General features: G+C 65.7%; 12 protein-coding genes. 8 read left to right on the forward strand and 4 right to left on the reverse strand.

All coding sequences use genetic code 11. From position 1 onward, the window contains the following. The first annotated feature begins 43 nt into the window (after positions 1–43). The 5 genes from F813_RS0110440 (at position 44) to F813_RS0110460 (ending at position 6,060) form a co-directional block, all read left to right on the forward strand. On the forward strand, positions 44–1,432 hold the full coding sequence (locus F813_RS0110440) for a pitrilysin family protein (RefSeq protein ID WP_017926506.1): 1,389 nt from the start codon (positions 44–46) through the stop codon (positions 1,430–1,432). Beyond that, positions 1,432–2,766, forward strand: a complete 1,335-nt coding sequence (locus F813_RS0110445) for a pitrilysin family protein (RefSeq protein WP_017926507.1) — start codon at positions 1,432–1,434, stop codon at positions 2,764–2,766. The genes F813_RS0110440 and F813_RS0110445 overlap by 1 nt, the downstream gene beginning before the upstream one ends. Positions 2,767–2,794: 28 nt before the next feature. After that, positions 2,795–3,361: a 16S rRNA (guanine(966)-N(2))-methyltransferase RsmD gene (gene rsmD, locus F813_RS0110450; protein WP_255324805.1), complete on the forward strand. Its 567-nt coding sequence runs from the start codon at positions 2,795–2,797 to the stop codon at positions 3,359–3,361. A gap of 182 nt (positions 3,362–3,543) precedes the next feature. Continuing rightward, positions 3,544–5,169, forward strand: a complete 1,626-nt coding sequence (locus tag F813_RS0110455) for a BCCT family transporter (RefSeq protein WP_017926509.1) — start codon at positions 3,544–3,546, stop codon at positions 5,167–5,169. Positions 5,170–5,178: 9 nt separating this feature from the next. Then, on the forward strand, positions 5,179–6,060 hold the full coding sequence (locus F813_RS0110460) for an NAD(P)-dependent oxidoreductase (RefSeq protein WP_017926510.1): 882 nt from the start codon (positions 5,179–5,181) through the stop codon (positions 6,058–6,060). Positions 6,061–6,064: 4 nt separating this feature from the next. On the opposite strand, the gene F813_RS0110465 is transcribed toward F813_RS0110460, so the two are convergent. The 3 genes from F813_RS0110465 to purH are packed head-to-tail and all read right to left on the reverse strand — an operon-like array spanning position 6,065 to position 11,460. Then, a complete protein-coding gene (locus F813_RS0110465; RefSeq protein ID WP_017926511.1) occupies positions 6,065–8,551 on the reverse strand; it encodes a glycogen/starch/alpha-glucan phosphorylase in 2,487 nt (828 codons plus the stop codon). Positions 8,552–8,591: 40 nt separating this feature from the next. Beyond that, positions 8,592–9,881: a phosphoribosylamine--glycine ligase gene (purD, locus tag F813_RS0110470; RefSeq protein ID WP_017926512.1), complete on the reverse strand. Its 1,290-nt coding sequence runs from the start codon at positions 9,879–9,881 to the stop codon at positions 8,592–8,594. A gap of 13 nt (positions 9,882–9,894) precedes the next feature. Next, positions 9,895–11,460 (reverse strand): bifunctional phosphoribosylaminoimidazolecarboxamide formyltransferase/IMP cyclohydrolase, encoded by a 1,566-nt coding sequence (gene purH / locus F813_RS0110475; protein WP_017926513.1) that lies wholly within the window; start codon positions 11,458–11,460, stop codon positions 9,895–9,897. 756 nt (positions 11,461–12,216) lie between these two features. Between purH and F813_RS0110480 the strand changes: the two genes are divergently transcribed. Together F813_RS0110480 and F813_RS0110485 are read left to right on the forward strand one after the other, a co-directional pair. Further along, entirely contained in the window at positions 12,217–13,035 is an 819-nt protein-coding gene (locus F813_RS0110480; RefSeq protein ID WP_012981594.1) for a class I SAM-dependent methyltransferase, read from the forward strand. Beyond that, a complete protein-coding gene (locus tag F813_RS0110485; RefSeq protein ID WP_017926514.1) occupies positions 13,032–13,880 on the forward strand; it encodes a methyltransferase domain-containing protein in 849 nt (282 codons plus the stop codon). The genes F813_RS0110480 and F813_RS0110485 overlap by 4 nt, the downstream gene beginning before the upstream one ends. 24 nt (positions 13,881–13,904) lie before the next feature. On the opposite strand, the gene F813_RS0110490 is transcribed toward F813_RS0110485, so the two are convergent. Beyond that, positions 13,905–14,645, reverse strand: a complete 741-nt coding sequence (locus F813_RS0110490; RefSeq protein ID WP_017926515.1) for an arginyltransferase — start codon at positions 14,643–14,645, stop codon at positions 13,905–13,907. A gap of 150 nt (positions 14,646–14,795) precedes the next feature. Between F813_RS0110490 and metH the strand changes: the two genes are divergently transcribed. Further along, a complete protein-coding gene (gene metH / locus F813_RS0110495; RefSeq protein WP_017926516.1) occupies positions 14,796–18,587 on the forward strand; it encodes a methionine synthase in 3,792 nt (1,263 codons plus the stop codon). Positions 18,588–18,635: the final 48 nt, after the last annotated feature.

Here is an 18,635-nt window from a genome sequence, read left to right on the forward strand (position 1 = left end):
TATTGCAATGCGTAGAGCAGTGCTCGGAAGTCTCGTTGGATGGATGGCCGTCTGGCTGCTCAGTGCCAGTGTCGTGGCCGGGGAACTGAAGATCGAATCGGATGTGGTCGAGGCCACGCTCGACAACGGTCTGACCGTGCTGGTGCTGGAGGACCGGCGCGCACCCGTAGTGGCGAACATGGTCTGGTACCGCGTCGGCTCGGCTGACGAGCACAGCGGCATCACCGGCATCTCGCACATGCTGGAGCACATGATGTTTCGCGGCACGGAAAAGTACGAGCCGGGCGAGTTCTCGCGCATCGTCGCGCGCATGGGTGGGCGCGAGAACGCCTTTACCGGTCGCGACTATACCGGCTATCACCAGGTGATCGGCTCCGACCACTGGGAGACCGTGATGGCCATGGAGGCCGAGCGCATGCAACACCTGAAGCTTCAGGAGGACGAGTTCCGTCCGGAGCTGCGGGTGGTGCAGGAGGAACGGCGCCTGCGTGTGGAGGATCAGCCCAACTCCCTGCTGCGTGAGCAGCTGATGGCGACGGCCTTTTTCAACCATCCGTACGGCCAGCCCGTGATCGGCTGGATGACCGACATCGAGGCCTACACCCTGGAAGATCTCCAGGACTGGTACGACCGCTACTACCACCCCAGCAACGCGGTGGTCGTGGTCGTCGGTGATGTCGACGCCGACGAGGTGATCGCGGCCGCCGAGAAGCACTTCGGTGCCATCCCCAGCGGGAACGTGCCCGAGGCCAAGCCGCGCCGGGAGACCCCGCAGTCTGGAGAGCGCCGGATTACCGTGCAGGCGCCGGCCCAGGTCCCGTTTCTGATGATGGGCTGGAAGACCCCGGTGCTGAACACGCTGGACTCGCACGAGGACGCCTACGCCCTGCTGGTGGCCGCCGGGATCCTGGATTCGGGCGAGGCCTCGCGCTTTGCCCGCGAACTGGTCCGGGGGCAGGAGCTGGCGAGCGCCACCTCGGCGCGCTACAGCCCGTTCGCGCGGCTGGATGACCTGTTCATGGTGGCCGCCGTGCCGACCTCGGACACGGAAATCGAGACCCTGGAGCAGGCGCTGCTGGACGAGATCGAACGGCTGGCAGAGGAGCCGGTGGATGATCGCGAACTGGAGCGCGTGCAGGCGCGGGTGATCGCCTCGGAAGTCTACGAGCGCGATTCCGTGCGGGCCCAGGCCTTCCAGCTGGGCATGCTCGAGACCGTCGGTGTCGGCTGGCGGGAAAACGATCGCTTCCTCGAGCGGGTGCGCGAGGTGACCGCCGAGGACGTCCAGCGCGTGGTGCGCGAATACCTGGTGCCTGAACGGCGCACGGTCGGGATCCTCGATCCGCAGCCGATGGAGGACGAGGGGGCCTCGGCGCCCGGGCCGTACGGTGCCCCGGATCTCGATGGTGGCTATCCGGAGGAGGGTCACTAATGCTGCACGCAATCCAGAAGCTTTCCCGTCAGTCCCTGTTCGCGGGGCTGGTCCTGGTGCCGCTGACCCTGCTGGCGATCCCGGCGCAGGCGGTGGAGATCGACCGCTGGGAGACCGACGAGGGACTGCGGGTCCTGTATGTCGAGGCGCCGGATCTGCCGATGGTGGACCTGCGCCTGACCTTCGATGGCGGGGCGGCGCGGGACGGTGACCTGCCCGGACTGGCCATGATGACCTCCCGCGGTCTGCGTCATGGCACCGAGGACATGGACGCCTCCGAACTCGCCGAACGCTTCGAATCGGTCGGCGCCCGATTCGGTACCAGCTCCCTGCGGGATATGGCGATCGTCAGCCTGCGCACGCTGACCGAGCCGGACTGGATGGAGACGGCGGTCGGCACCCTGGCCGACGTGCTGTCTGCGCCGGCCTTCCCCGAGGGCGATTTCGAACGCAGCCGCCGCCAGGCCCTGCAGTCCCTGCAGCGCGAGCGTCAGGAGCCGGCCGCGGTGGCCACCCGGCGTTTCTACGAGCTGATGTACGAAGACCATCCGTATGGCAGCTGGCCGGGCGGCGAGGTCGATACGCTGGAGGCGATGACGCGCGATGACGCGCGGGCCTTTTTCGAACGTCACTACGCGGCGGGGAACGGCTCGCTGGCGATCACTGGCGGGGTGAGCCGCGAGCAGGCCGAGGAACTGGCCGCCCGGATTTCGGCGGCGCTGCCCCGTGGCGATGCGGTCGATCCGCTGCCGCCGGTGCCGATGCGCGAAGAGCCGGTGGAAGAGCGCATTGCGTTCCCGTCGGAGCAGGCGCATATCTTCATGGGGGCCCCGGCCTTGCGCCGCGGCGACGAGGCCCATTTCGCCCTGACACTGGCCAATCATGCCCTGGGCGGGGGCGGCTTTACCTCGCGTCTGTTCCAGGAGGTGCGCAGTGCCCGCGGCCTCGCCTACTCGGTGCACAGCCGCTTCCAGCCGATGGCGGTCGAAGGCCCGTTCGTGATCAACATGCAGACGGGCGTGAATCAGGCGGATGATGCCGTCCAGGTCCTGCGCGAGCAGGTGCTGCGCTGGCATGCCGAGGGGGTGGATCCTGAAGAGATGGAGGCCTCGCGCGAGAACGTGATCAACTCGTTCCCGTTGTCGCTCGCTTCCAACAGCGACATCGTCGGTCTGCTTGGCATGATCGGTTTCTACGGACTCTCCGATGACTATCTGGAGCGCTATGTCGAGCGCATGCAGGCGGTGGAGCTGGAGACCATGAACACCCAGCTGGCCGACCGTCTCAATCCCGAGGCCCTGGTCACGGTCATTGTCGGTGGCCAGGAAGACTAGGCGCGGTCCGCCAGGGCGCAGCGCGCGTATCCGCATCATTGGCGGGGCCTGGCGCCGCCAATGGCTGCCGGTGCCATCCGTCGGGGGGCTGCGCCCGACCGCGGATGCCCAGCGCGAGACCCTGTTCAACTGGCTGCAGCCGCAGCTGCCGGGTGCGCGAGTACTGGACCTTTACGCCGGCACGGGTGCCCTGGGCTTCGAGGCCGCCTCGCGGGGTGCGCGCGAGGTCTGGCTGGTCGAGCGCGACGCACGGGCGGCGGCCCAGCTCGAGGCCAACCGTCAACGCCTGGGGGCCCCCCAGGTGCACATCCGGCGCGACGATGTGGGCCGTCTGCTGGGCCAGCTTCCGGAGGGTGGCCCCTTCGATGTCGTGTTTCTCGACCCTCCCTTTGGCCAGGGCCGGGTCGCCCCGACGCTCGCCGCGCTGGCCGCCCAGGGCTGGCTGAGCCCCGGGGCACGCGTCTACGCGGAACTGGAGTCGGAGGTCGACCCGGGCTTGGTGGAGAAGGACGGCTGGGCGATCGAGCGCGAACGCGTGTGCGGGCAGGCGCGGGGCCTCCTGCTTGCGCGCAGTCCCGCCGAGGACGACTCGTGAAGCGCTTTGCAGTTTGCCAGGTCATTGGCTACGGTAGGAGCGTCGTCCGTCGGCACCGTTTTGCCGGCTGAGCGCGTCCCCGAACGTCAGGTGCACGGGAAAGCTCGGGATGCAATGTCCCGAGGTGTGCCGAATACGCCGGTGCGGCGTTCAAGCGCAACACAAGAATAGGGGAGCCAAGCATGGAAGAACCGTCTTCAAGCCCGGGGCTGAACCAGACTCGGATCGCCGGCTTCGGCATCATCTGCAGCCCGGTGTTCTGGATTTCCAGTGCCGTGATTGCCGCATTCGTTCTGTTCGGGGCGGTTTTCCCGGACACAGCGGAGGAAATCTTCGAGAAGTTGCAGACCGGTATCTCCGAATACCTCGGCTGGTACTACATGCTGGTGGTGACGGTCTTCCTGATCTTCTCTCTGTACCTGATGTTTTCGCGCTACGGGGGCATACGGCTCGGCGACCAGTTCGAGGCGCCGCGTTTCAGCTACGCCGCGTGGTTCGCGATGCTTTTCTCCGCGGGCATGGGGATCGGACTGCTGTTCTGGAGCATTGCCGAGCCGATGTACCACTACCTGGATCCGCCGCATGCCGATGGCGAGACCAGCGCGGCCGCGACCGAGGCGATGCGCTACACCTTCTTCCACTGGGGGCTGCATGCCTGGGCGATCTACATCGTCGTTGGTCTGTCGCTGGCCTACTACGCCTACCGGCACAACCTGCCGCTGCTGATTCGTTCCTCGCTGTATCCGTTCATCGGTGACCGCATCTATGGCCCCTGGGGGCACCTGATCGACATCCTGGCTCTGTTCGGGACCATGTTCGGGGTGGCCACCTCGCTGGGTCTCGGGGTCATGCAGATCAACTCGGGCCTGAACTTCGTGTTCGGGATCGAGGAATCCACGGCCATGCAGATCATCCTGGTCGCGATCATCACCCTGATCGCGGTGGGTTCGGTGGCGCTGGGGATCGACAAGGGCATCAAGCGGTTGTCCAACTTCAATATCGGGCTGGCGGTGATCCTGCTCGCGCTGTTGCTGATCATGGGGCCGACACTGTTCATCCTGCGCGTGCTGGTGGAGTCGACCGGCGTCTACGTGCAGCACTTGCCCGAGATGAGCCTGTGGGCCGATACCATCGACGAGACCGGCTGGGCCACCGCCTGGACCATCTTCTACTGGGGCTGGTGGATCTCCTGGGCGCCGTATGTCGGCATGTTCATCGCCCGCGTCTCGCGCGGGCGCACGATCCGTGAATTCGTGGCCGGCGTGCTGCTGGCCCCGACCGCTGCCGCCTTTGTCTGGCTGGCCGTGTTCGGCGGTACCGCGATGGGCTACGAGCTGGGTGGCGTGGCCAATATCTCCGGCGCGGTCGAGGAGAGCGTGTCCACCGCGTTGTTCGCGACCATCGAGGCGATGCCGTTGTGGGACTGGCTGGCAGTGCTGGCCATGGCCGCGGCCACGGTGCTCATCGTGACCTTCTTTGTCACCTCCTCGGACTCCGGCTCGCTGGTGATCGATACCCTGGCCTCGGGTGATGTGCGCAACCCGACCGTGACCCAGCGAGTCTACTGGGCGATCCTCGAGGGGGTTGTGGCGTCGATCCTGCTACTGGCGGGCGGTCTTGCCGCCCTGCAGGCGGCGGCGATCAGCGTCGGCCTGCCGTTCTCGGTGGTGATGCTCGTGATGGTGGTCGGGCTGTGGAAGAGCCTGCATTCCACCGAGGCCGTGACGCCCACCAAGTATCAGAAAGAGGCGCCACCGCCGCATACCCTGCTGGGGTATACGGAGGATCTGGACGACAAGATCAAGTAGGAGGTCACTATGGCTGCGTCCCGCGTGGCGCTGCTGGGCTGCGGGCTCATGGGGCAACCCATGGGCCTGCGTCTTTTGCGCGCCGGTTTTTCCGTCGAGGCCTACAACCGCACCCCGGAGCGTGCCAGCGACCTGGCCAGCGAGGGGGTGACGGTACACACCGTGCCGGCGGCGGCCGTCGCCGGGGCCGATACCCTGGTGCTGATGCTCTCCGATGCCGCCGCAATCCAGGCAGTGCTGAGGACGTTGCCGGAAGGCGCGTTGAACGGGCGCTGTGTGATCCAGATGGCGACGATTCTGCCGGCCGAGAGCCGCCAGCTGGCCGAGCACCTGCGCCGCTCCGGGGCCTGTTATGTCGAGGCACCAGTGCTGGGGTCGATACCGGAAGCGCGTGAAGGGCGGTTGCTGGTCATGGCCGGCGCCGATACGGAGGCGGATTTCGAGCGTGCGCGTCCGGTCCTCGCGGCGCTGGGCGAGAACCCGCGGCATGTCGGTCCGGTGGGGCAGGGCGCGGCCCTGAAGCTCGCGTTCAACCAGCTGATCGCCAGCCTGACTGCAGCCTTCTCTCTGAGTCTGGGGCTGGTCCGCCGAGAGGGGGCCGAGGTCGACACCTTCATGGAGATCCTGCGCGAGTCGGCGCTGTATGCGCCGACCTTCGACAAGAAGCTGGACAAGATGTTGTCCGGTGACTTCGGTACCGCAAACTTCCCGGTCAAGCACCTGCTGAAGGACGTGCGGCTAGTCGAACGCGCCGCGGAGGACGCGCAACTGATCGGCCCGTGGCTCCCGTTGCTGGCACAGCTACTGGAGCAGGCGCAGGATCACGGGCTGGCGGACGCCGACTACTCCGCGATCTACAGCGCGATCGCCCCCGAACCCGCGGCACACTGACCGTTCACGCGGCCCCGTTGGTCTTGGAGGGGGCCACCGGTTCCGGGGTGACGTCCCAGATCTGGTTGGCGTAGTCGCGCACCGTGCGGTCGATGGAGAAAAAGCCCATGCGAGCGACATTGTGGATCGCCGCCTCGGCCCAGGCGGACGGGTCCGCGTACAGGGCATCGGCCCGTTCACAGGCCTCCGCGTAGGCCGAATAGTCGGCCAGCACGAAGAACGGATCGTCCTCGCGCAGGTAACGCCCCAGTTCGCGGTGGGTATCCGGGTCGTTGCAGGTAAAGAACCCCGATTCGATCATGTCCACTGCGGCTGCCAGGCCGGGTGTGCGCTCCAGGATGGCGGATGGTCGTTCGCCACGGGCGCGGTGCTCGACTACACCCTCGGCGGTCATCCCGAAGATGAAGACGTTCTCGTCGCCAACCGCATCGCGGATCTCGATGTTGGCGCCGTCCAGCGTGCCGATGGTCAGGGCCCCGTTCAGGGCCAGTTTCATGTTGCCGGTGCCGGAGGCCTCGAAGCCGGCGGTGGAGATCTGCTCGGAGATGTCCGCGGCCGGGATGATGATGCTGGCGGCGCTGACTTCGTAGTTCGGAAAGAACACGCACTTCAGGCGGTCGCCGACGGCCGGGTCGTGGTTCACGATGTCGGCCACTTCGTTGATCACCTGGATGATCGCCTTGGCACGGACGTAGCCCGGTGCCGCCTTGCCGCCGAACAGCACCACCCGCGGCGGGATGTCCTCGCCGGCGCGGATGCGGCGGTAGAGGTCCACCACGTGCAGGAGCTTCAGCAGCTGGCGCTTGTACTCGTGGATGCGCTTCACCTGAACGTCGAACAGCACGTCCGGGTTCAGCTCCACGCCGGTGCGTTCGCGCACCAGGTCCGCGAGCCGGACCTTGTTGGCGCGCTTCACCGCCATGAATTCCCGCTGCAATTCCGAATCGGTGGCGTAGGGTTCCAGTGCGCGCAGGCGCTCCAGGTCGTACTGCCAGTCGTTGCCGATACGCCGGCCCAAAAGCTCGGTCAGGGCCGGATTGGACTGGATCATCCACAGTCGTGGCGTCACGCCATTGGTCACGTTGACGAAGCGTTCCGGCCAGAGCTCAAAGAACTCCTCGAACAGGGTCTCCTGCAGCAGGCGCGTGTGCAGCGCGGCGACGCCATTGATGTGGTGCGAGCCGACCACCGCCAGGTGCGCCATGCGGACCCGGCGCTCGCCTTCCTCGTCGATGATCGACAGGCGCGCCAGGCGGTCGTTGTCCCCCGGGTAGCGGTGCCGGACCTCTTCCAGAAACTCGTGGTTGATCTGGTAGATGATGCCCATGTGGCGCGGCAGCACATGCTGCATCAGCGGGACCGGCCAGGTCTCCAGCGCCTCGGGCATCAGGGTGTGGTTGGTGTAGGCGAAGGTCCGCCGGGTCAGATCCCAGGCGCGATCCCAGGGCACTTCGTGGTGGTCGACCAGCAGCCGCATCAGTTCGGCCACGGCGATCGCGGGGTGGGTGTCGTTCAGCTGGATCGCGGCCTTGTCCGGCAGGGCGTCCAGCGGGTAGCCCAGCCCCAGGTGGCGTTCGAGGGCGTCCTGCAGCGAGGCGGAAACAAAGAAGTATTCCTGCTTCAGGCGCAGTTCCTTGCCGATCGCGGTGGCGTCGTTCGGGTAGAGCACCATGGAGATGGTCTCGGACTCGTTCTTGTCCGCGACCGCCCGGATGTAATCCCCTTCATTGAAGTAGCGCAGGTCGAAGTCGCGGGTCGCCTTGGCGGCCCACAGGCGCAGGTTGTTCACGTTGCGCCGCCCGTAGCCCGCGGTCGGATAGTCGTAGGCCATGGCCAGGACTTCCTCGCCGTCTTCCCAGGTGTAACGGGTCTCACCGTTCGGATGGTGGTGCTCGACCACGTGGCCGTAGAAGTGGATCGAGTATTTGCGATCCGAGCGCGGGAACTCCCAGGGGTTGCCGTACCGCAGCCAGTTGTCCGGATGCTCCACCTGGCGGTAGGGCTCGAACTCCTGGCGGAACATGCCGTATTCGTAGCGGATGCCATAGCCATAGCCGGGATAGCCCTGGGTAGCCAGCGACTCCAGAATGCATGCCGCGAGTCGGCCGAGGCCGCCGTTGCCCAGGGCCGCGTCGTCCTCGAGATCCAGGATCTGGTCGAGCTCCACGCCGAGATCGCTCATCGCCTGGCGCGCCTCGTCGAGGATGCCCATGTTGCGCAGATTCGCCTCGAGCATGCGCCCGATCAGGTACTCCATCGACAGGTAGTAGACGCGCTTGACGTCCTCTTCGGCGAACTGACGGCGGGTCAGCAGGCGGCGCTCGACCATGCGCTCGCGGATGGCGAAGGCCAGGGCCTCCAGCCAGTCACGGTGGGTGGCTTTGCGCGGGTCTTCGCCCACCACGCGGACGACGGCATCGCGAATCGATTGCCGCAGGCCTTCCACGTCGTTGGGGAGGTGGGGCAGGTGTGTCACTTCGGGGGCGGCCATCAGATGGTCTCCAAAAAAAGGGTTGAGCCGCCGTCCGGGGTTACCCCTCGCGAGCGACGGCGCGATAGCCGATATCTGTCCGGCAGTATATATCCTCGAAGTGGATCCGGTGCACGGCCTCGTAGGCCTTTTTTTGAGCGGATCTTACGTCCCTTCCAAGGCCCACGACGCAGAGCACGCGGCCCCCGGCGGTCACGACCGCGCCGTCGTCGCGCGTGGCGGTCCCGGCATGAAATACGTAAGCCTCGGGGTCGTTCTCCACCGACTCGAGTCCGGTGATCGCGTCGTCCTTGCGGTAGGCGCCCGGGTAGCCCCCGGCGGCCAGTACTACGCCCAGAGCCACGCGGGAATCCCAGTGGGCCTCGATCTGGTCGAGGCGCCCGTCCAGCGCGGCCTCGACCAGGTCGGCGAGGTCCGACTCCAGGCGGCTCAGGATCGGCTGGGTCTCCGGGTCACCGAAACGACAGTTGAATTCCAGCACCTTCGGATTGCCATCGGCGTCGATCATCACGCCGGCATAGAGAAAGCCGGTATAGCGTTCGCCGTCTTCGGCCATGCCGCGCACGGTGGGTTCGATGACCTCCCGCAGGATACGCGCATGCAGTTCGTCCGTGACGACGGGGGCCGGCGAGTAGGCCCCCATGCCGCCCGTGTTCGGGCCCTGGTCGCCGTCGTCGCGGGCCTTGTGGTCCTGCGAGGAGGCCAGTGGCAGCACATGCTCGCCGTCCACCATGCAGATGAAGCTTGCCTCCTCGCCGCGCAGGAATTCCTCGATCACCACGCGATGTCCCGCCTCGCCAAAGGCGTTGCCGGCCAGCATGTCGCGCACTGCAGCGCAGGCCTCGTCTTCGGTCTGCGCGAGGATCACGCCCTTGCCGGCGGCCAGGCCGTCGGCCTTGACCACGATCGGAGCCCCGTGGGCCTGGATGAAGTCCAGTGCGGCCGCCTCGTCCTCGAAGCTTCCGTAGGCGGCGGTGGGGATGCCGTGGCGCTGCATGAAGTCCTTGGCGAAGGACTTGGAGCCTTCCAGTTGTGCCGCCTTCGCCGTGGGGCCGAAGCAGCGGCGCCCGGCCGCGCGGAAGGCATCTACCACACCGGCGACCAGTGGCGCCTCCGGGCCGACCACGGTAAAGGCGATGTCCTCGCGCTCGGCCAGGGCCAGCAGGCCATCGATGTCGGTGACGTCCACCGCGTGGTTCTCGCACTTGTTTGTGCGCGCGGTGCCGGCATTGCCGGGGGCGACCAGCACGCGCTGCACGCGCGGGGACTGGGCGAGTTTCCAGGCCAGGGCATGCTCGCGGCCGCCGTTCCCGATTACCAGTACATTCATGATGGGTCCCGGATCAATGTCGGAAGTGGCGCATGCCGGTAAACAGCATCGCGATGTCGTGCTCATTGGCGGCGGCGATCACCTCGTCGTCGCGCATCGAGCCGCCCGGCTGGATCACAGCGGTGATTCCGGCCTCGGCCACCGCGTCGATGCCGTCGCGGAACGGGAAAAAGGCGTCCGAGGCCATCACCGAGCCGGCCACCTGCAGCCCCTCGTCGGCGGCCTTGATCCCCGCGATCCGTGCGGAATAGACCCGGCTCATCTGTCCGGCGCCCACCCCGATGGTTTGTTCGTCTCGCGCATAGACGATCGCATTCGACTTCACATATTTCGCGACCTGCCAGGCGAAGCACAGGTCCCGGGTCTCCTGCTCGGAAGGGGCGCGCGCGGTCACGGTCTTCAGTTCCACATCCGCGAGCGATCCGCGGTCGGCATCCTGCACCAGCAGCCCGCCCCCAATCCGCTTGTAGTCGAGACTCGGGGCTGTGGCGGCCGGCGGAATCTCCAGCACCCGGACGTTCTTCTTGGTGGCGAGGGCGCGCAGTGCACCCGGGGTGATCTCCGGGGCAATCACGACCTCCACGAACTGGCGGCTGACGATCGCATGTGCGGTGTCGCCATCCAGCGGGCGGTTGAAGGCGATGATGCCGCCGAACGCCGAGGTGGGGTCGGTCTGGAAGGCGCGTTCGTAGGCCATCAGCTGGGTCGGGGCGACGGCAACGCCGCAGGGGTTCGCGTGTTTCACGATCACGCAGGCCCCGGCCTCGAACTGGCGCACGCATTCCCAGGCAGCGTCGGCATCGGCCAGATTGTTATAGGACAGGGACTTGCCCTGGTGCTGGCGGTAGCTGGCCAGCGAGCCGGGTGCCGGCGTGGGATCGCGATAGAACGCGGCGCGCTGGTGCGGATTCTCGCCGTAGCGCAGCGCCTCGACCCGTTCGAAGGTCGCATTGAGCTGACCCGGGAAGGGTTCGGCCTCGCCGTTCTCGTCCAGCGCCGAGAGGTAGTTGCTGATCGCCGCGTCATAGCGGGCGACATGGTCGAAGGCCGCCACCGAAAGGCGAAAGCGCAGACGCGCCGGGACCTCGCCGTGCTCGGTCAGGGCATCGACGATGGCACCGTACTGGTCCGGGCTGGTGGCAACGGCCACGTCGCGATAGTTTTTGGCCGCCGCGCGCAGCATCGCCGGCCCGCCAATGTCGATGTTCTCGATCGCGTCCTCCAGCGTGCAGCCGGGGCGGGCGACGGTGGCCTCGAACGGATACAGATTGACCACCAGCAGGTCGATCGGCGGGATGTCCTGCTGCTCCATCACCGCGGCATCGATATCGCGCCGCCCGAGCAGGCCACCGTGGATGCGCGGGTGCAGGGTCTTCACCCGGCCATCCATGATCTCGGGGAATCCGGTGTGCTGCGAGACCTCGGTCACCGGCAGGCCTTCCTCGGCCAACAGGCGGGCGGTGCCGCCGGTGGACAGGAGTTCGACGCCCCGCTCGTGCAGGGCGCGCGCGAGCTCGGCCACGCCGGTCTTTTCGGATACGGATAACAGGGCTCGGCGGACGGGGCGGCTGGCGGTCATTCGGGGCTCCAGGGAAACACTGTTTAAGGTACACGCTCGCGCTCGAGTCGCTTTTGCGTGCGAACAAGGCGCGGCGACTGCCGTGCAGTCATTCTGCACAAGGGAGCCGCAACGCCGTTCCCGCGCAAAAGCGGCCGAGCCCCTGCATTGAATGACTTGTGGGGTTGGTACCCCAGGTTTTCCGATCCTGCGTTGCACCGCTTGCGGGTAGAACCACTACCCGCTGCACGACGCGCCTTGCCTCGGAAAACCTGGGGTACCAACGCGAGCGTGTACCTTAATCAGTGTTTCCCTTGGGGTCGGATCAAAAACCCCCATTATAGCGAAGCTGGCCGGCTTGGGTGGCCGCGCAGGCCCCGCCGCATGGCGGCCGCCAACTTGTAATTTTTGTGCAAAACCTTCAGGGTATAAAAACGATTTCGGAACCAATCGCCCGCGACCCGACGCGTTGCGAGGCGCCGTTACCGTTTCCTCGAACCAGGCGGGTGGGCCCGCCAGACCACGGTTCGGCATCCGGGCCCGATTGCCCTTCCGGATGCGAGGGAAAACCGGCTTCGGCCGGCCGCAGGCGCTGCCCGACAACGCGCTTGTGGGATAGGACGCCTGATCGCCGGGCGCAGTCAGCCCGGTCCGGATCATCGTCGATGTGCCGCCCGAGCGAGGTGCGCGACGGCGTCCGGTGGGCTTGGTTCCGGCGGTTCGGCCGAAGGTCGGCCGGACCGCGTGAATAACGCAGCACAGCCAAGAGGAATCAGCATGTCCGCGAACATCAAGAATGATCAGGATTTCGGCGAGAAGCCGACCGAGCGTCGCGATACCGAGAATTATCGCAACGAGTACACCACCGGTTTCGTTGACAAGTGGGATGACCTGATCGACTGGGACAACCGCGCCAAGAGCGAAGGCACCTTCTTTATCGAGGAGCTGAAAAAGCGCGGCGCCAAGCGCGTGCTGGATGTAGCGGCCGGTACCGGCTTCCATTCCGTGCAGCTGCGCGAGGCGGGTTTCGATGTGGTCACTGCCGACGGCAGCCCGGAGATGCTGGCGAAGGCCTTCGAGAACGGTCGCAAGCGAGGCCACATCCTGCGCACCGTGCAGGCCGACTGGCGCATGCTGAACCGCGACATCTACGGCCGTTACGACGCGGTGGTCTGCCTGGGTAATTCCTTTACCCACCTGTTCAACGAACATGACCGCCGCAAGGCCCTGGCCGAGTTCTACTCCGCCCTGAATCACGATGGCGTGCTGATCCTCGATCAGCGCAACTACGACACCATCATGGACCACGGTTACTCGTCCAAGCACACGTACTACTACTGCGGCGACGACGTTCAGGTGCAGCCGGCGCATGTGGATGAAGGCCTGGCTCGCTTCCAGTATCGCTTCCCGGATGGCTCCGAGTACTTCCTGAACATGTTCCCGCTGCGCAAGGCCTACGTGCGTCGCCTGATGCGCGAGGTCGGCTTCCAGCAGATCGAGACCTACGGCGATTTTCAGGAAACCTACCGCGAGACGGATCCGGACTTCTTCATTCACGTCGCCGACAAGCGTTACATCGAGGACGAGAACCGATGAGCAACCAGTATTCCGACGTCGTCGAGACGGCGCGCGATTACTACAACAGCGAAGACGCCGATACCTTCTACAAGCTGGTGTGGGGGGGTGAAGACCTCCACATCGGTATGTACGAGTACCAGGGTGAGCCGATCGGTGACGCCAGCCGGCGCACCGTCGCGCATATGTCCGACCTGCTCGGCGAGCCGCAGCCGGAATGGCGCGTGCTCGACATGGGCGCCGGGTATGGTGGCGTGGCCCGCTACCTGGTCGAGAACTACGGCTGTGACGTGACCGCGCTCAACCTCTCCGAGAAGGAGAACGAGCGGGATCGCGAGATCAACAAGGCGCGTCATCTCGACCACAAGATCACCGTAGTCGACGGCTCCTTCGAAAAGGTCGACGAGCCCGATGCCTCCTACGATGTCATCTGGTCGGAGGACTCGTTCCTGCACAGCCAGAACGACAAGAAAAAGGAAGTGATCAAGGAGGCCGCGCGCCTGTTGAAGCCGGGCGGCTGGCTGATCTTTACCGATCCGATGCAGACCGACAATTGCCCGGATGGCGTGCTCGATCCCATCCTGGCCCGCATCCACCTCGACTCGCTGGCCAGCCCCTCGCTGTATCGCGAGGCGGCCAAGGAAGCGGGCCTCTACGAGGTCAGCTTCGAGGAGCACTCCAACCAGATCGCGACACATTATGGTCGTGTGAAGCAGGAGCTGGAGTCGCGTGAAGAGGAACTGCGTGGCTATATCTCCCAGGACTACATCGACCGCATGAAGCAGGGTCTGCAGCACTGGGTGGACGGCGGCCAGTCGGGCTATCTGACCTGGGGCATCTTCCGCTTCCGCAAGCCGGCCGAGTAAGTTGGGCGGGAGGGCTGGCGTCCGCTACGGGCGGGCCGTCAGCCGCTTCCAGACTCCGCTCACCCGGCCCTCGATGGGCCGGAAGCGGGTCTTGTAGGCCATCTTCGGGGCCTGGTCGATCCAGTACCCGAGATAGACATGCGGCAGGCGCAGCCGCCGAGCATGCGCGATCTGCGTAAGCACGGCGAGGGTGCCCAGGCCGCGATCCGGGGTCTCCGGATCGAAAAAACTGTACATGGCCGACAGCCCCTGTGGGGTGCGGTCGGTGAGCGCAACGGCCACCAGGTTGTGGTCCCGGCGGAATTCGAGGATATCCACCGGACCGTTGCGGTGGCTGAGCATGCCCGCGTAATCGTCGCGCCCCATGCGCTCCATGCCGCCGCCGGTATGGCGATGGGCGAGATAGCGCGAGAACAGCGGCATGTGCTCGTCCAGGTCTGCGCAGGGTGTGTGCCCGGGCTGGTCCGGGGGGCGCGTAATCGTGACCGCGAGATCATGATTGCGTTTCAGGCAGCGGCGCTGGCTGCGGCTGGGTGCGAAGTCCGCAACCGGGATACGCACCGGAACGCAGGCCGCGCACGTCGGGCAGTGGTGGCGATAGACGAACTGGCCACTGCGGCGAAAGCCCTCGGCGAGCAGCTGCCCGTAGCGTGCCCCGCCCAGGCTGACCGCGGGGTCGACCAGCAGGCTCTGCATCTCGCGGTCGCCCAGATAGGGACAGGCCTGCGGGGCCGTAACAAACCAACGGATCGGGTGCTCCTGCATGCCGCTATCGTGACACGACTCGCGACCGGCGCAAAAGCAGGAGGCCGGACCTGCACAGCAACATCGGAACTCGGCCTGCAGGGCGGGTTCCCGCCGGCCTTGGAAGCCGGCCACAACAATGAATCCATTCAACACAATGGTGTACCGCACATGACGGCAACGCGAAACGACATCGAGAAGGCGCTGAAAGAGCGCATCCTGATCCTGGACGGCGGGATGGGCACGACCATCCAGCTGTACAAGCTGGAGGAGGCCGACTATCGCGGGGAGCGCTTCAAGGACTGGGAGTCCGACCTGAAGGGCAACAACGACCTGCTGTCCCTGACCCGTCCGGACATCATCGAGCAGATCCACAACGACTATCTCGAGGCCGGTGCCGACATCATCGAGGCCAACACCTTCAATGGTACCCGCATCGCGATGGCGGACTACCACATGGAGGATCTGGTCCCCGAGCTGAACCGCGAATCCGCGAAGCTCGCGCGCAAGGCCGCCGACGCCTGGACCGAGAAGACCCCGGACAAGCCCCGGTTTGTCGCCGGCATCCTCGGCCCGACCAACCGTACGGCCTCGATTTCTCCGGACGTGAACGACCCGGGCGCGCGTAACGTCGACTTCGACACCCTGGTCGAGGCCTACAAGGAAGCGGCCGAAGCACTGGTTGAGGGCGGCGTGGACCTGCTGCTGATCGAGACCGTGTTCGACACCCTGAACGCCAAGGCCGCGATCTTCGCGGTGAAGACGCTGGAAGACGAGCTCGGGAAGGACCTCCCGATCATGATCTCCGGCACCATCACCGACGCCTCCGGTCGTACCCTGTCGGGCCAGACCACCGAGGCGTTCTGGAACTCCGTGCGCCATGCGAACCCGATCTCCATTGGCCTGAACTGCGCGCTGGGCGCGAAAGAGATGCGCCAGTACGTCGAAGAGCTGTCGCGTATTGCCGACACCCATGTGTCCGCGCACCCAAACGCGGGCCTGCCGAACGAATTCGGGGACTACGACGAATCCCCGGAGCAGATGGCCGCGGACGTCGGCCCCTGGGCCGAGCAGGGTCTGTTGAACATCATCGGCGGTTGCTGCGGCACGCTGCCGGAGCATATCCGTGCGATGCGCGAGGCGGTGGAGAAGCACCCGCCGCGCAAGGTGCCGGAGATCGCCCCGGCCTGCCGCCTGTCCGGCCTCGAGCCGTGCAACATCACCGACGACTCGCTGTTCGTGAACGTCGGCGAGCGCACCAACGTGACCGGCTCGCGCAAGTTCCTGCGTCTGATCCAGAACGAGGAATTCGATGTCGCGCTGGAAGTCGCGCTGAACCAGGTCGAGGGCGGCGCCCAGATCATCGACATCAACATGGACGAGGGCATGCTGGAGTCGCAGGAGGCGATGGTTCGCTTCCTGAACCTGCTGGCTGGCGAGCCCGACATCGCCCGTGTCCCGGTGATGATCGACTCCTCCAAGTTCGAGATCATCGAAGCGGGCCTGAAGTGCGTGCAGGGCAAGCCGGTGGTCAACTCGATCTCCATGAAGGAGGGCGAGGAGAACTTCATCAAGCAGGCCCAGCTGTGCCGTCGTTACGGTGCCGCGATCGTGGTCATGGCCTTCGACGAGGACGGCCAGGCCGATAACGAGGACCGCCGCGTCGAGATCTGCACCCGGGCTTACAAGCTCTTGACCGAGAAGGTCGGCTTCCCGGCCGAGGACATCATCTTCGACCCGAACATCTTCGCGGTCGCCACCGGTATCGAGGAGCACAACAACTACGGTGTGGACTTCATCGAGGCCACCCGGCGCATCAAGAACGACCTGCCGCACGCGCTGGTCTCCGGTGGCGTGTCCAACGTGTCGTTCTCTTTCCGCGGCAACGAGCCGGTGCGCGAGGCGATCCACGCGGTGTTCCTGTACCACGCCATCAAGGCGGGCATGGACATGGGGATCGTCAACGCCGGCCAGCTGGCAGTCTACGACGACATCGACGAGAAGCTGAAGGAAGCGGTCGAGGACGTGGTCCTGAACCGTCGCGACGATGCGACCGAGCGGCTGCTGGACCTGTCCGAGGAGTACAAGGGCCAGGGCGGCGGCAAGAAGGAAGAGAACCTTGAATGGCGCGAATGGGACGTCACCAAGCGCCTCGAGCATTCGCTGGTCAAGGGTATTGACACCTATGTGGTCGAGGACACCGAAGAGGCGCGCCAGCAGTACGACCGTCCGATCCAGGTGATCGAAGGTCCGTTGATGGATGGCATGAACGTGGTCGGCGACCTGTTCGGCGAGGGCAAGATGTTCCTGCCGCAGGTGGTCAAGTCCGCCCGCGTGATGAAGAAGGCCGTGGCCCACCTGATCCCGTACATCGAGGCCGAGAAGACCGGCACCGAGAACAACGGCAAGATCCTGATGGCCACGGTGAAGGGCGACGTCCACGACATCGGCAAGAACATCGTCGGCGTGGTGCTGCAATGCAACAACTTCGAGGTCATCGACATCGGCGTGATGCAGCCGGGCGCCGAGATCCTGAAGGCCGCCAAGGAACATGACGTGGATGTGATCGGCCTGTCCGGGCTGATCACCCCGTCGCTGGAGGAGATGGCCAACTTCGCCGCCGATCTCGAACGCGAAGGCATGACCACGCCACTGATGATCGGGGGCGCGACCACGTCGCGCGCCCACACCGCGGTCAAGATCGAGCCGAACTACTCCGGCCCGGTGGTCTGGGTGAAAGACGCCTCGCGTGCAGTGGGTGTGGCCCAGAGCCTGATCAGCCCCGAGCTGCGCGAGAAGTACGCTGCCGAGATCCGCGAGGAGTACGAGAAGCTGCGCGTGCAGAACGCCGGGCGCAAGAAGAAGACCCAGTGGGTCACCCTGGAGAAGGCGCGTTCCAACAAGCCGCAGATCGACTGGTCGAGCTACACCCCGACCAGGCCGAAGGCGCTGGAGACCGACAAGCTGCCGGGCGAGCCGAAGCTGCTGCACCCGCATGGCGACGGCTCCGTGCTGCTGCGCTTCGACGACTTCGACCTGAACGAGGTCAAGAACTTCATTGACTGGACGCCGTTCTTCCACTCCTGGCAGCTGCACGCTGCCTACCCGCGCATCCTCGATGACGAGAAGGTGGGCGAAGAGGCGCGCAAGCTGTTCAAGGATGGCCAGGAGATGCTCGAGCGCATGATCGAGGAGAAGTGGGTCACCCTGCGCGGTGTGGTCGGCTTTTTCCCGGCGAACACCGTCAATGACGACGATATCGAGGTCTACACCGACGAGAGCCGCTCCAAGGTACTGAAGAAGCTGCACCACCTGCGTCAGCAGACCGAGAAGCGCCGTGGTCAGCCGAGCCACTCGCTGGCCGACTTCCTGATGCCGAAGGAGGCCGGTGGCCCGGACTACCTGGGCGCGTTTGCGGTCAGCGCCGGTGGTGACGTTGATGCCAAGGCCAAGGAGTTCGAGAAGGCCAACGACGACTACCACGCGATCCTCGTGAAGAGCCTGGCGGACCGTCTGGCGGAGGCCTTTGCCGAGTGCATGCACCAGTACGTGCGCAAGCACTACTGGGGCTATGTCCCGGACGAGGCGCTGGCGAACGAAGACCTGATCGACGAGAAATACCAGGGTATTCGCCCGGCCCCGGGCTATCCGGCCTGTCCCGAGCACACCGAGAAGGGCACGCTCTGGGAACTGCTGCAGGCCGACGAGCACGCGGACATGACGCTCACCGAGAGCTACGCGATGCTGCCGGTCTCGGCTGTGTCCGGCTGGTACTTCGCCCATCCGGAGTCACGCTACTTCGGTCTGGGCAAGATCAACCGCGACCAGGTCGAGGACTACGCCAAGCGCAAGGGCATGTCGTTCGAGGAGGCGGAGCGCTGGCTCGCGCCGAACATCGGCTACGACGACAGCGACGAGGCCAAGGCGGAAGCCAGGGCCGAGCGCGAGGCCCGGTCCGCCTGATCGGCCTTGCTGATCTGGTGTTGAAGGAAGCCCCGCCCCGTGCGGGGC

The organism is Thioalkalivibrio sp. HL-Eb18 (assembly GCF_000364985.1).
Lineage (GTDB): Bacteria > Pseudomonadota > Gammaproteobacteria > Ectothiorhodospirales > Ectothiorhodospiraceae > Thioalkalivibrio.

Excerpts from the sequence above, each read along its gene's own strand:
- F813_RS0110440 (WP_017926506.1), top strand. The coding sequence starts at position 44 with ATGGCCGTCTGGCTGCTCAGTGCCAGTGTCGTGGCCGGGGAACTGAAG.
- F813_RS0110445 (WP_017926507.1), top strand. The coding sequence starts at position 1,432 with ATGCTGCACGCAATCCAGAAGCTTTCCCGTCAGTCCCTGTTCGCGGGG.
- F813_RS0110455 (WP_017926509.1), top strand. The coding sequence starts at position 3,544 with ATGGAAGAACCGTCTTCAAGCCCGGGGCTGAACCAGACTCGGATCGCC.
- F813_RS0110460 (WP_017926510.1), top strand. The coding sequence starts at position 5,179 with ATGGCTGCGTCCCGCGTGGCGCTGCTGGGCTGCGGGCTCATGGGGCAA.
- F813_RS0110465 (WP_017926511.1), bottom strand. The coding sequence starts at position 8,551 with ATGGCCGCCCCCGAAGTGACACACCTGCCCCACCTCCCCAACGACGTG.
- purD (WP_017926512.1), bottom strand. The coding sequence starts at position 9,881 with ATGAATGTACTGGTAATCGGGAACGGCGGCCGCGAGCATGCCCTGGCC.
- purH (WP_017926513.1), bottom strand. The coding sequence starts at position 11,460 with ATGACCGCCAGCCGCCCCGTCCGCCGAGCCCTGTTATCCGTATCCGAA.
- F813_RS0110480 (WP_012981594.1), top strand. The coding sequence starts at position 12,217 with ATGTCCGCGAACATCAAGAATGATCAGGATTTCGGCGAGAAGCCGACC.
- F813_RS0110485 (WP_017926514.1), top strand. The coding sequence starts at position 13,032 with ATGAGCAACCAGTATTCCGACGTCGTCGAGACGGCGCGCGATTACTAC.
- F813_RS0110490 (WP_017926515.1), bottom strand. The coding sequence starts at position 14,645 with ATGCAGGAGCACCCGATCCGTTGGTTTGTTACGGCCCCGCAGGCCTGT.
- metH (WP_017926516.1), top strand. The coding sequence starts at position 14,796 with ATGACGGCAACGCGAAACGACATCGAGAAGGCGCTGAAAGAGCGCATC.